At 69.9% G+C, this 13461-nt stretch carries 7 protein-coding genes; 2 read left to right on the top strand and 5 right to left on the bottom strand.

Annotated elements, in window-relative coordinates:
• Window positions 1-39: 39 nt before the first annotated feature.
• The 5 genes from RVX_RS02375 to RVX_RS02355 form a co-directional block, all read right to left on the bottom strand.
• Entirely contained in the window at window positions 40-1848 is a 1809-nt protein-coding gene (locus RVX_RS02375) for a methyl-accepting chemotaxis protein (protein ID WP_116306657.1), read from the bottom strand.
• A 46-nt stretch (window positions 1849-1894) separates the two neighbouring features.
• Window positions 1895-4552: a PAS domain S-box protein gene (locus RVX_RS02370; RefSeq protein WP_116306659.1), complete on the bottom strand. Its 2658-nt coding sequence runs from the start codon at window positions 4550-4552 to the stop codon at window positions 1895-1897.
• A 90-nt stretch (window positions 4553-4642) separates the two neighbouring features.
• Window positions 4643-5095: a response regulator gene (locus RVX_RS02365; protein ID WP_116306661.1), complete on the bottom strand. Its 453-nt coding sequence runs from the start codon at window positions 5093-5095 to the stop codon at window positions 4643-4645.
• A gap of 78 nt (window positions 5096-5173) precedes the next feature.
• Window positions 5174-7414 carry an ATP-binding protein gene (locus tag RVX_RS02360; protein WP_116306662.1) on the bottom strand — a complete coding sequence of 747 codons (2241 nt, stop codon included), beginning with the start codon at window positions 7412-7414 and terminating at the stop codon, window positions 5174-5176.
• A gap of 7 nt (window positions 7415-7421) precedes the next feature.
• The gene (locus RVX_RS02355; RefSeq protein WP_116306664.1) at window positions 7422-7721 is read right to left on the bottom strand and encodes a phage regulatory CII family protein; all 300 of its coding nucleotides are present in this window, start codon (window positions 7719-7721) and stop codon (window positions 7422-7424) included.
• 336 nt (window positions 7722-8057) lie between these two features.
• On the opposite strand from RVX_RS02355, the gene RVX_RS02350 reads away from it, so the two are divergent.
• Both RVX_RS02350 and RVX_RS02345 read left to right on the top strand, forming a co-directional pair.
• A complete protein-coding gene (locus tag RVX_RS02350) occupies window positions 8058-11858 on the top strand; it encodes an ATP-binding protein (protein WP_420192400.1) in 3801 nt (1266 codons plus the stop codon).
• Window positions 11859-11868: 10 nt separating this feature from the next.
• A complete protein-coding gene (locus tag RVX_RS02345; protein WP_116306666.1) occupies window positions 11869-13371 on the top strand; it encodes a sigma-54-dependent transcriptional regulator in 1503 nt (500 codons plus the stop codon).
• Window positions 13372-13461 lie beyond the last annotated feature (90 nt).

The raw sequence follows: 13461 nt of genomic DNA, 5'->3' as shown, positions 1-13461 counted from the left end.
ATCGGAAGCACGGGCCGGTGGCGCTGCGCCGCCGGCGCATCAGTACCGCTCGAAATCGGCGTCGGACACGGCCGCGTCGTCAAGATTCAGGGTCACACCGGCCCGGCCGGTCTTGCCGGTCTTCGCGGCAGGGGCGGGCTCCTCCCGCTCGCCGTGCAGCGCCCCGCCGTGGGCTGGCCCGCCACCCCGGACGGACCGGCGGATTTCCAGTCCGCCCGAAGGCGCAAGCGCGACCGGCGGCAGGATCGGCGGCGAAGCCGCCGGTGTTCCGTATGCCCCCGGCGCGCCCCCCGGCAGCCGGAAGAACGCCACGGTGCGGGCCAGTTGCGTGGCCTGCCCGGCCAGTTCCTCCGACGTGGCCGCCATGGTCTCGGAAGCCGAGGCATTCTGCTGGATGACCGAATCGAGCTGCTGCACGGCCTTGTTGATCTGCTCCGCGCCCACGCTCTGCTCCTTGCTGCCCGCCGCGATCTCCTGCACCAGTTCCGCCGTCTTCTGGATGCTGGGCACCAGCGTGCCCAGCATGTTGCCCGCCCGTTCGGCCAGGGCCACGCTGGACGACGACAGCTCGCCAATCTCCGCCGCCGCCGTGCCGCTGCGCTCGGCCAGCTTGCGCACCTCGGAGGCCACCACGGCAAAACCCTTGCCGTGCTCGCCCGCGCGGGCCGCCTCGATGGCGGCGTTGAGGGCCAGCAGGTTGGTCTGCCGGGCGATCTCCTGCACGATGGAAATCTTCTCCGCGATGGTCTTCATGGCCCGCACCGTCTGGGCCACGGCCGTCCCGCCCTCGCGGGCGTCTTCGGCCGAGCGCAGGGCGATGCGGTCGGTCTCGGCCGCGTTTTCGGCGTTCTGCTGGATGTTCGCGGTCATCTGCTCGACGGATGCGGACACCTCTTCCACCGCGCTGGCCTGCTCCGTGGCCCCCTGGGCCATGGCCACCGCCGTCTCGGACAGTTCGCGGCTGCCCGCCGTGACGCCGTGTGTGGCTTCCATCACCTCGCCGATGACCCGGCGCAGGTTGGCGGTCATGGCGCGAATGGCCTCGGCCACGCTGCCCACCTCGTCGCGGCTGGTCACGGCCACCTCGGCCGTCAGGTCGCCAGAGGCCACCAGACCGGCCACGTCGCGGATGCCCTGCAACGGCCGCGCTATGGACCGGCTGGCCAGCAGCCACGCGCAACCCGCCACTACGGCCACGATGCCCGCCGCCCAGCCCGTCACCGCCAGCGCGGCCATGCGCACGTGGGCGTTCACCGCGTCCAGCGACGAAACGATCTCGAACGCGCCGTGCACCTCGCCCTCGCGCCAGCCCTCCATGACCCCGCCGGTCACGTCGCGCGTGCCCTTGGGGTCGCCGTGGCAGAACAGGCATTCACGGGTCAGCTTGATGGCCCGGAAATAGCGTATCCGGTCTGGTTCGCGCAGTACCATCTCCTGCTGGCCCGACGCGGAAAGCCGGTCGAGCACGCCGCGCTCAAGCTCCGTGGGCTCGTTGGCCTGGTTGCGGGGGTGCATCTTGGGCACGCGAAACTCGTAGCCCAGCGCTTCGGCGTTGGCCCTGGCCATCTTGATGGCGGTGATCACCGGCACGGCGTCCACCACCTTGTCGGCGGGCAGTTCCGCGAACGGGCGGATCAGTCCCGCCTCCAGCTTGCGGGACATCTCGCCGCGCGCGGCCTCGGCCATGAGCACCACGGCGCGGCTCTGCTGCAGGATGGCCTCGTGCGCGCCCTCGCGGATGTCGTCGATGCGCTGGGCGGCCATGACGCCCGCGATGCACACCGGCCCTAGAACGGCGATGGCCAGTATCTTCGCCTTGATGCCGAACGTTCCACGCCCCACGGTCATGACTCTCCTTCGGGCCGCGCGGCCCCCTTTGCATCCGGCGGGCCGGTCATGCCCCGGCGGGCAGGGTGAAGCGCACCGTGGTGCCCACGTCCTTGGCGCTTTCCACCGCCACCTCGCCGCCGTGCGCCTCGATGAGATGCTTCACGATGCTCATGCCAAGGCCCGTGCCGGGTATGCCGGTATTCGAGGCGTCGCCCCGATAGAATTTCTCGAACACGCGGGCGAGCTGTTCCGGGCTCATGCCCATGCCGTTGTCGCGCACGCTGACCTCGTGTGCGCCCTCGCCCGGCCGCAGCCGCACCTCCACCACGCCGCCGCCGGGCGAATACTTGACCGCGTTGCTGAGCACGTTGTCGAGCACCTGCGCCACCTTGTCGGCATCCACCACGGCGGTCACCGGCGCCTCCGGCAGCAGCAGCCGGAACGAATGCCGCCGGGTGCCCACGATGTGCGCGGCCACCTTGCGGCGGATCAGCGCCACCAGGTCGCACGGCCTGCGCTTGAGGCTGAAGCCCTGGCCCATCTCTATGCGCGAGATGTCCAGCAGGTCCGCCACGATGCCGGTGACCAGCGCGGCCTGGTCGTTGATGTAGCCAAGGTACTGGCGCTGTTCCGCCGGGGGGATGTCCGGCCCGGTGACCAGCAGTTCGGAAAAGCCCAGGATGGTGGTGAGCGGGGTGCGCAACTCGTGCGCAGCAGTGGTGAGGAATTCGCTTTTCATGCGGTCGAGTTCGCGTTCGTTGGTCACATCGTGCAGCACCGTGACCACCCCGGCGCGGTCGATGCGCTCGGCGCTGCCGCCGCGCGCGTCGCGCACCTCGGAGGTGCTGGCCGTGTAGTGGTGGGTGGTCCCCGCCTCTGTGGGACGCGAAAAGCCGAACTGGCAGGGCGCGCCGCCCAGGGTGTCGTCCAGGCAATTCACCAGGCGCCTGCTCAGGGTCTCGTCCTCGATGAGGTCGGCCACCGCCTCGCCTTCCATGTCGCCGGGGGCGGCAAGCCCCAGAATTTCCTCGGCCGCCGGGTTGGTCAGCACCACCCTGTGGGCGGGGTCCGTCACCAGCAGCCCTTCCGACACCGAGCGCAGGATGAGGTCGATCTTCTCGCGGTGCGATTCGGCCGTGCGCAGCGCCTCTTCGAGGTCGCGGGTGCGCTCCAGCACCATGTTCTCCAACCGGGCGCGATAGCCCTGCAATTCCGCCTCGGCGGCGCGGCGCTCGCTGATGTCCTCCAGCATGCCCACCGCGTACTGCATGTCGCCCTTGCGCCCCCGGATGGCCGCTACCGCCAGCCGCACCGGAAACACCGCGCCGTCGCGCCGCAGGTGTTGCGTTTCCAGGAAAAACCCGTTGCGCTCGCCCCGGTGCAGTTCCGCGAACAGGGCACGCACGTCGCCCGCCTCGTGCCCGTGCACCAGTTCCGAAAAATGCCCCAGCGGCAGTTCCGCCGCCGCGAAACCGTGCAGCGCGTTGAACAGCCGGTTGGTCTTGACCAGGCTGCCGTCATGGTCGGCGATGAACACGCCAAGGGGGGCATGCTCGAACACGGCGCGAAAGCGCGCCTCGCTCTGCTGCAAGGCTTCTTCCTGCTTGCGGCGGCGGCTGACGTCGCGCCCGATGCCGAAGACCAGCACCTTGTCGCCGTCGCGCACGGGCACGGAGACCGACTCTATCCAATTCTCGCGCCCGTCGGGCCGCAGCCAGGAATACACGGCGCTCTGCGGGCCGCGCAGCCCGCCGTCGTCACGAAAGGGATCGGTGGCCTTGCGCCCGCCCAGATACACCTGCAAGTCGCGCACGTCGTCCACCATCCGCAGTTCGTCACGGGTGCGCCCGGCCATGCGTTCGTAGCCCCGGTTGCAGTCCACCAGACGGGGCGGCCGACCGTCGGCGGAGTGCTCGTAGACGGAAATGCCGTCCAGTGAATGTTCAAAGATGGTGCGGTAGCGCACCTCCGCCTCGCGCAGGGCACGCTCGGCCAGACGCTGGGCGGTGATGTCGCGCAGGGCCACCAGCGTGGCGGGCCCGTCGTCCCAGGTCACCGGTGCGGTGCGCACCTCCACCAGGCACGGCGTATCGGCGTTGGCGCACAGGTCCAGTTCATCGTCGCGCACCGGCACGGGCGAGGGCTGGCCCAGCATGTCTGACGGATCGGGCAGATCGGGCAAACCGGGCAGACCGGGCAGACCGCGCCCCAGCATGGCCAGCGCCGCCGTGTTGGCGAAGCGCACCACGGCTTCGGCGTCCACCACCAGCATGCCGTCGGGGTTGGCGCTGATGATGGTCTCCAACTGCTGGCGGTGCAGACGCAGCGCGCCTTCCGTGCGCTTGCGGTCGATGGCGTAGCGGATGGTGCGGCCGATGAGCCCCTCGGCCACCTCGCCCTTGCGCAGGTAGTCCTGCGCGCCGCGCGCCACGGCCTCTTCGGCGAAGGTGGGGCTGGAAAGCCCGGTCAGCACGATGACCGGCAGTTCAGGCGCGTGGGATACCAGGCTGGCCAGGGTGTCCCATCCCTGGCTGTCCGGCAGGCTGAGGTCCAGCAGGGCCACGTCGAACGGTTCGGCGTCCAGCCGCGCAAGACCATCGGCCAGCGTTTCCGCCCACTCGATGGCGTGCCGCAGGCCCGCACCGGAAAGCAGCAGGCGGAACAGCCTGGCGTCGCCGGGATCGTCCTCGAACAGCAGAATGCGCACCGGTTCCTGTTCCATGCTCCCTCCGGCGCGCCGTCCGCGCGCCGCCTCCCCGTCCCTCCGTATCGCCGCCCGGCCCCACGCGCCGCCGGGCCTGCAGCCCGCCTTCTAGTCTCCCTTCACCGGCAGGGTCACGATGCCCATCCAGAAATGCTCGATCTGCCCCACCACCTCCAGAAACTGTTCCCAGCCCACCGGCTTGGCGATGTAGCAGTTGGCGTTCAGGTCATAGGCGTTCAGGATGTCCCGTTCCTGCCGCGAGGTGGTCAGCACCACCACCGGTATGGTGCGCAGGTCGGGCGCGCCCTTGATTTCCTCCAGCACCTCGCGCCCGTTCTTGCGCGGCAGGTTCAGGTCCAGCAACACCAGGTCCGGCCGGGGCGCTTCGGCGTACTGCCCCTCGCGCCGCAGGAAGGCCATGGCCTCCTCTCCGTCCTCGACCACGAACAGCCGGTTGGACACGCGGTTGCCTTTCAGGGCCTCGCGCGTCAGGCGCACGTCGCCGGGGTCGTCCTCCACCAGCAGGATGTCGATGAGTCTTGCGTGTTGCATGCTGCTCATGTCCCCTCCTTACCGTCCTTGCCCTTCCTCGACGTTACCTGCCCGTTCCTGTCTGGCCCCGTTTGGCCCCATATTGCGCTAGCCATCCTGCCGCTCTGGCCAGTCTGGCCTGTCTGGCCTGTCTGGGCTGTCTGGCCTGTCCGGAATGACAAACCTGAACGTGCTGCCCCGGCCCGGAGCCGATTCCACGTCTATGCCGCCGCCATGCCGCTCGACGATCTTCTTGCACACCGCAAGGCCGATGCCGGTGCCGGGATACCTGCCGGGCCCGTGCAACCGCTGGAACACCCGAAAGATGCGCTCGAAATGCTCGGCCTTCATGCCGATACCGTTGTCGCTCACGAGAAAGCGCCACGCTCCCCCGGCCCGTTCCGCGCTCACGGAAATGCGGGGCACGGCGTGCGACCGGTACTTCACGGCATTGCCCACCAGATTGCGCAGAAGCTGCTCCATCTGCACCCTGTCGGCCCGTATCAGGGGCAGCGGCCCCCGCTCCACGGTGACCCCGGCTTCATCCAGCATCAGGCCAAGGTCGGAGAGCACCGTGTCGAGCACCGTTTCCATGTCCGTATCCGCGAATTCACGCCCCTGCGTGCTGACCCGCGAATAGGCCAGCAGATCCTCGATCATGTCCTTCATGCGGCGGGCGGCATCCACGGCAAAGCCGATGAACTCGTCGGCGTCGCTGTCCAGCCGACCCACGTAGCGCTTGGCCAGCAGGTCGAGAAAACTGGCGATCTTGCGCAGCGGTTCCTGCAGGTCGTGCGAGGCGATGTAGGCAAACTGCTCAAGCTCGGCGTTGGAGCGGCGCAATTCCTCGGCCTGGCGTTCCAGGTGCAGTTCCGCTTCCTTGCGTTGGGTCACGTCGCGCCCAGAGGCGTAGACCAAGCCTTCTTCCGGCAACGCCACGAAGGTCCAGGACAGCCAGCGGTACACCCCGTCCTTGCAGCGAAAGCGGTTTTCGATCACGGCATCCACCGTCCCGCCGCCCATCACCCGCTGGCTGGCCTGCGCATCGTCGGGATGCACGAAATCCAGGAACGGCTGGCCCACCGTCTCTTCCGCCGGGTAGCCGAACAGCCGTTCCCAGGCCGGGTTCACCCGGCGCAGCGCCCCCTGCTGGGTGACGATGGCCACGGGGTCCAGCGACAGGGCGAAGAAGCGTTCCGCCTCCTGCTCGGCGCGCTGCCTGCTGATGGCCTCGCGCAGCATGGAGGCGCGCGCCTCGCGCGTGGCCACGGTGCCCGCCTCCACGTCGCGGCGCAGGCGCACGGTGCGCCAGAGGAGCATCAGCGAAGCCCCCACGAAAACCATCAGCAGCATGACGGCCGCCCCGGCCAGCAGCAGTTCGCGGTCGGAGTACCGTGACAGCGCGTTGCCGCCGAACCAGCGGCGGTACAGGATGTCGTACTCGTCCGAGGCGCGCAGCCGGTGCAGGGCTTCGTTGATCACCGCCACCAGATGGGTGTTGCCCTTGGCCACGCCGAACGAATAGCGCAGGGTGCGCAGGGGCACCCCGGAGGATTCCAGCGGAGCCTCGGTGGACAGGCGGCGGATGATGTGCTCCACCACCGGCCCGGGGGCCACCAGGGCGTCGGCGCGGCCCCAGGCAACGGCCATCACCGCGTCAAGCGGCGTTGCCACCGGCAGCAGCCGCTGCCCCGGCATGCCGCGCAGGTACTGGTGGCTGGCATGGTTTTCGACCACCGCCACCAGCATGCCCGCAAGGTCCGCCACGCCCCTGGGGCGCGCGGTACTGTCGCGGCGCACGTAGATGCGCTCGGCCATCACGACGGCGGGCTCGCTGAACTCCAGCCGCTGCAACCGCTCCGGCGTCTCGGCCACCAGGGACAGCACGTCCAGGTCGCCGACGGCAAGCTTGCCCTGCAGGGACATGCCGCTGTCATCGGCGTCGAACACCGCGCGCTGGCCCGCCGACCTGGCCATGGCATCGGCCAGGTCGCGCGCGAAACCGGCGGGCACGCCCTCCACCATGTAGCTGAGCGGCGGGTAGGTGGTCAGCAGGCCGATGCGCAGGGCCGGGGCATCCGGTGCCAGCCCGTCCGCCCCCGCGTCGGCGACGGCGGGCTTGCCGACAGAGCCAGGCAACTCCCGCTCCTGCCGCCCGTGCGCGGCCTCCTGCGCCGCCCAGGCGCTGCACGAAAAGGCCCCCGCCACGCGGCCGGGCCACCCGCCCTGCGGCAACAGCAACAGCAGAAGCAGCAGCAACGGCGGCACGACGGCGGGCAGGCGCACCCCGCCGGGTCCGGCATTTCCGTTGGCGCGGCCCGCCGCCGCGTTGTCATCGCGATACGGCATGCCAGCCTTACTGTTCGAGATATGGGCTGACATGCGCGCCACGGCCGCGCTCATCATCGCCGCCGTCCACCGGGGCCAGGCGGTAGCCCAGCTCCTGCGCGATCTGCTCCAGGGGCGTCACGTCGCGGGTGGTGCGCAGTATCTGGAAAAACGTCTCCACGCCCAGCTTGGCCCCGAGGTCGAACGGATTCAGTTCACGCATCAGCGTGGGATAGGGCTTGCCAATGGTGCGCGCCACCTCGCGCGCCTGGCTTCTGCTGCTGAGCACCGCCCCCTGCACCATTCTGGTGATCCACTTCTCGGACATGTTCCCTCCTGCGGCCGTCGTCGGCCGACAGGAAACACAATATCAAAAAGCATGCCGGGGAATTTGCTTGGCCGCATGGCCGTTTCGGCGCAAAGCGCGCGTGCAACACCCCGTATCTGCTGGTGTTGCTCTTTTCGACGGGGAACTGTATGCCTCATGCTGTATCTGAAGGTGAGAAACGCGTCTCATGAAATGAGACCGCGTGTCGCGGGGTGAGACAGGCCCTATTCCCCGCCGCGTCGCGAAGCCCCGTATCCGGGATGGCTCCCGGTCGCCTCGCGGAGCGGCCCGGCATGGCCCGCCCCGAAGAATCACGGATAGTCCCGAGAGGTCGCCATGCCTCGAAAAACCCGGTCATCACCCCGGCCGCACCGGCAGCCCACGGTGGCGTCCGGCGCCACACCCGATGCCGCGCCCGGCGGTGAGCCTGGCGGTGGTGCTGAAGTCCGGCCGTCCCAGGCGGAAGCGCAGGCCACGGGCCTTCACGCGGGCGGCTCCATTCCGCTCTTCGAGCACAGCGTGGCCCCCATGCTGCTGGTGGACCCGGCCGACGGGGCCATAGTGGACGCCAACCCCGCCGCCTGCCGTTTCTACGGCTACCCCCGTGAACGCATGGCGGGCATGCCCATCGCTTCCCTCAACACGTTGGACGGCCACGAACTGGCCCTGCGCATGAACGAGGCCTTTTGCTGCGACCGTTCGGCGTTACGCTTTCGCCATCGCATGGCGTCTGGCCTGGTGCGCGAGGTGGAGGTGCACAGCGGGCCGGTATGGCTGAACGGCCGCGCTCTGCTGCATTCTGTGGTGCACGACGTATCGGCGCTGCACGACTCGGAACGGCGCGTGGAGCGGGTGCAGCGGCTGAACGAACTGCGCGCGGCCCTCATCCGGGGCGGCGCGCCCGAGGAAAAGCTGCGCCTGCTGGCCCGGGAGATCATGGCCATCTTCGGGGCGGGGGCCTGCCGCATCTGGCTGGCCCGCCAGGGCGACCGATGCGGCCAGTGCCCGCATGCCGGGTCGCCATGCCCCACGGCCGCGCGCAATGCTCCAACCTGCCTGCACCTGGTGGTGGAAGAGCCGCCATCTCCGTGCTGTCGGCCCGTCCCCCGGGAAGGGGCTGAAAGGGCGGAAGGGGCCGAGCCCGACCCTCGCCTTGCCCGCATTCCCTTCCGCCACGGCCCCGTGGGCCGCGCCGCCTCGGCCAGCACCCGACGCCCGGTGCTGCACGCATCGCCAGAGGCCGATGCCCCCCTGTCCTGCGATTGCGGCGTGTTCACCGCCTACGCCATCCGTATCGGCCAAGGCATTTCCGGCGGCGTGCTGGGTGTGCATCTGCCCTCCCTGGACCCCATTACCGACATGCAACTCGAGGGGCTGGCGCACACCGCCGGGCACCTGCTGCAGGCGGCCCGCACCGCCGACGCCACCCGCCGGGCCCTGCGCGGGCTGGACAGCCGCATTCGCAAGCGCACGGCCCAGTTGCGCCACGCCAACCTGCTTCTGCGCCGCGAGGTGGCCGAACGCCGCAAGGCGGAATCCGCCCTGCGCCGCAGCCGCGACCTGCTGGAGCACGGCGAACGCATCGGCCGTCTGGGCAGCTACTGGCGCGACGTGGAGACAGGGCGCGGCCAATGGTCGGACAACCTGTTCCACATGTTCGGGTTCCCCCCGACGGCAGAGTCCCCCTCGTTCGCGCGGTTCTTCGACCGCATCCACCCCGGCGACCGCGTCCGGGTGGCCGGAGAACTGCACCGCGCCATGGAAACCCGGTCCGGCGCCCTGGTGGAATACCGCTACCAGGTCCCCGGCGGACTGTACCGCCACGCACGGCAGCAGGTGGCCTTCGACAACGCGCCCCGCACCGGGCACAAGGCCCCGGTGGCCATGCACGGCATGGTGCAGGACGTGACCGAACAGCGCCAGCGCGACGAACTGCTGCGGCTGCAACGCGACCTGCTGCTTGCCCTTGGCATCACCACCAGCGTGGAGGACTGCCTGGGGCTGTGCCTGCGCACCGCCCTGCGGGCCGAAAGCGTGGACGCGGGGGCGGCCTGGCTGCGCGTGGATCTGACCGGCATGCCCCGCGCGCCCTCTTTGCCCGACACGCCCGATACGCCCGTCCCGCCTGCCCGGCACGAATGGCGGCTGGTGGCCGCGCAGGGGTTCGACCCGGTGGTGCTGGCCAGGGTGCGCCGCCTGCCCATGGGCACACCCGCCACGCGCCTGATGGAAGCGGGCCGCCCCGTGCCGGAAACCCCGCCGGAGCAGGAATCCTGCTGCATGCTGACCGGCGACGCGGAGCTGGACGCGCTGGCCGCCGCCTCGGGCATCAGTTGCGCGCATCTTCTGCCGGTAGTGCACGAAAGCCGGGCCGTGGCCTGCCTGCTGGTGGGCACGCGGGGGCCGGGGGCCATGCGCAAGGCGGCCCGCCACCACGTGGAGGCCGTGGCCGCGCAAGGGGGCAGCGCCTTTGCCCGCATTCTGCAACAACAGTCGCTACGCGAAAGCGAGGCCAACCTGCGCGCCCTGCTCAACGCGCCGCGCCTCAGCGCCTTTCTGGTCGACCCTTCGGGCCGGGTGCTGGCCTGCAACGCCACCGGGGCCGGACGCCTGGGCATGACCCCGGACGCCATGCTGGGCCGCACGCTGGGCGAATTCATTCCGGAAGAGTTGCGCCGCAGACGGTCCGACGCACTGGAAAGCGTGGTGGCCACGGCAACCCCGGCCACGTTCCGCGACACACGCGGCATCCATATTTTCGACCATTCCCTGTACCCCATCGCCGATGCATCGGGCCGGGTGCACCGGGTGGCCTGGCTGGCCGAGGACGTGGCCCACGAGGTGGCCCTGGAACGGCAACTGCGCCAGGCCCAGAAGATGGAGGCCGTGGGCACCCTGGCCGGGGGCATCGCCCACGACTTCAACAATATCCTTGGCGTGATCATGAGCAACATCGAAATGTTGCGCGATACGGGCCTTACCGGCCGCGCCGCCGCCCGGGCCGACCGCATCCTGCGCGCCGCGCTGCGCGCGCGCGAGGTGGTGCGCCAGTTGCTGGCCTTCGGCCGCCCGGCGGACGAACCCTACGCCAGGCTGGACCTGTGCCGCGCCGTGGACGACGCCCTGCAACTGGTCAGGCCGTCCATGCCCGCCAGCGTCACCCTGCGCACCCTGCTGCCCGCCTCCCCCCTGCCCGTGCACGGCGACGCCACCCAGATCCACCAGGTGCTGCTGAACCTGTGCACCAACGCCCTGCACGCCATGCCCGACGGCGGGCTGCTGGACGTGGCCGTGGATACGCTGAACCTTGGCGGCGACGAGGTGTTGCGGGGTTACCCGGAACTCTCGCCGGGCCGGTACGTGCTGCTTTCCGTGGCCGATTCCGGCCTGGGCATGACCGCAGCCCAACTGGAACGGGTGTTCGAGCCGTTCTTCACCACCAAGCCGCAGGGCACGGGCACGGGGCTTGGCCTCAGCATGGTGCACGGCATCGTCCGCAAGCACGGCGGCACGGTGCGCGCCTACTCGCAACCGGGGCAGGGGGCCAGGTTCGACGTGCTGCTGCCGCTGCTGGACCCCGAGGCCAGCCCCCCGGACCACATCTTGCCGGACGTTGCATCGCCGGACGCGGTCCCTTCACGGACCGGTTCGCGGAAGGATGGCCCGCTTGGCGGCGGCCCGCAGCCCCACGCACAGGCGGACGATGCCCGCCGCGCCCGGCCCGAAGGCCCGGCAACGCGTCCGGAACCCGATGCCCCTTCCCACCCCCCCCCTCGGCCGCTGCACGTGCTGGTGGTGGACGACGAACACGACTTCCGCCAGTCCGTGGCGGAAATGCTGCACGGCATCGGCCACCGCGCCACCGGCACCGCCGACGCCGAAGACGCCTTGCGCCTGCTGGCGGCGGGCCGCTACGACGTGGCCCTGCTGGATTTGCGCATGCCCGGCATCTCGGGTCCGGAACTGGCGCGGATCATCCGCGCGCGGGGCCACGCCCTGCCGCTGGTGCTATGCACCGGTAACGAAGGCGACATCTCTGCGGAAGAACTGAAGGAAACGGGCATGGCCCTGATCGGCAAACCGTTCACGGGCGAGGAATTATCCCGACGCTTGCGTTTATTGTTGGAAAAGGCGTAAAGACTAGGGGATGCCTGAAATCCTCATCATCGACGATGATCCGCTGGTGGCGGAAACCCTGGCCGATCTCGCCGAGGACATGGGCCACGTAGCCTTGCGGGCCGCCTCGCTGGCCGACGGGCTGGCCCATGCCGACGCGGGCTTCGGCGACGTGGTGCTGCTGGACGTGATGATGCCCGACGGCAACGGGCTGGAGGTGCTGCCGCGCTTCGTGGCCTCGCCGCCCCGGCCGGAGGTGATCATCATCACCGGCGCCGACGCCGAGCAGTCGGCCGAGATGGCCGTGCGCAACGGCGCATGGGACTACATCACCAAGGGCGCGCCGGTAAGCGCCATCCGCCTGGCCATCCTGCGGGCGCTGGAATTCCGCAACGAAAAGCTGGCCCGGTCCGCCCCGCAGGGACGCCCGTTCAATCCTTCTGGCATCGTGGGCGGCAGCCCCGCCTTCAGGGAGTGCCTGGACCTGGTGGCCAAGGCCGCGCGAAGCGACGTGCCGGTGTTGATCACCGGCGAAACGGGCACCGGCAAGGAGCTGGCCGCGCGGGCCATCCACGAGAACAGCGACCGGGCGGGTCATCCCTTCGTGGTGGTGGATTGCGCCGCCCTGCCCGAAAACCTGGCCGAAAGCGTGCTCTTCGGCCACGTGCGCGGGGCCTTCACCGGGGCCGACCGCGACGCCGAAGGGCTGATCCGCCAGGCGTCGGGCGGCACGCTGTTTCTGGACGAGATAGGCGAGCTGCCCCCCGCCCTGCAGAAAACCTTTCTGCGCGTGTTGCAGGAACGGCGCTTCCGCCCAGTGGGCGGCCGACAGGAAGTGGAGTGCGATTTCCGGCTGGTGGCCGCCACCAACCGCGATCTTTCGGTCATGTCCCGGCGGGGCGAGTTTCGCGAGGACCTGCTGTACCGGGTGCGGGCCATGCACATCGCCCTGCCCGCGCTGCGCCAGCGCGCGGATGACCTGCGCCCGCTGGCCGAGCATTTCGTGCACCAGTACTGCGAACGCAACAACCTGCCCTCGCGCATCCTGACGCCGGAACTGCTGCACGCCCTGGGCGCGCACCACTGGCCCGGCAACGTGCGCGAACTGCGCAACACCCTGGAAAGCATGATCGCCTTCGCCGGAGACGTGCGCACCCTGCAACCGGTGCACCTGCCCGCGCACATCCGGGTGCGCCACGTGCGCGCGGCGGCGGGCGGCGGGCGGCCCGAGCACGGCGGATCGAACGGGGGGCCGCACGCCGGACCACATGCCGGACCACATGCCGGACCACATGCCGGACCACATGCCGGACCACATGCCGGACATGACGCCAGCGCCGACTTCGCGGACACCCCCCTGGCGGGGCTGGCCATCCCCACCTGGATGACCTACCGCGACGTGGCGCTGGAACGAGCCGCCGTGGACTATTTCCAGAACCTGCTGGCCTATGCGGGCGGCGACATGACCAGGGCCCAGCAGCTTTCCGGCCTTTCGCGCGCCCAGTTCTACCGTCTGCTGCGCAAGCTGCGTTAGCCTCCGTGTTTCGGCAGGGCATTCCCGCCCCCCCCCGGAACGTGAAAGCCCCCGCGAAATCGCGGGGGCTTTCGTGTGAGCGCCGCCGGG

Source organism: Nitratidesulfovibrio sp. HK-II, from assembly GCF_003402415.2.
GTDB lineage: Bacteria > Desulfobacterota > Desulfovibrionia > Desulfovibrionales > Desulfovibrionaceae > Cupidesulfovibrio.
The sequence above is the reverse complement of the archived record's forward strand: the minus strand, read 5'-3'. Positions and strand labels throughout refer to the sequence as shown.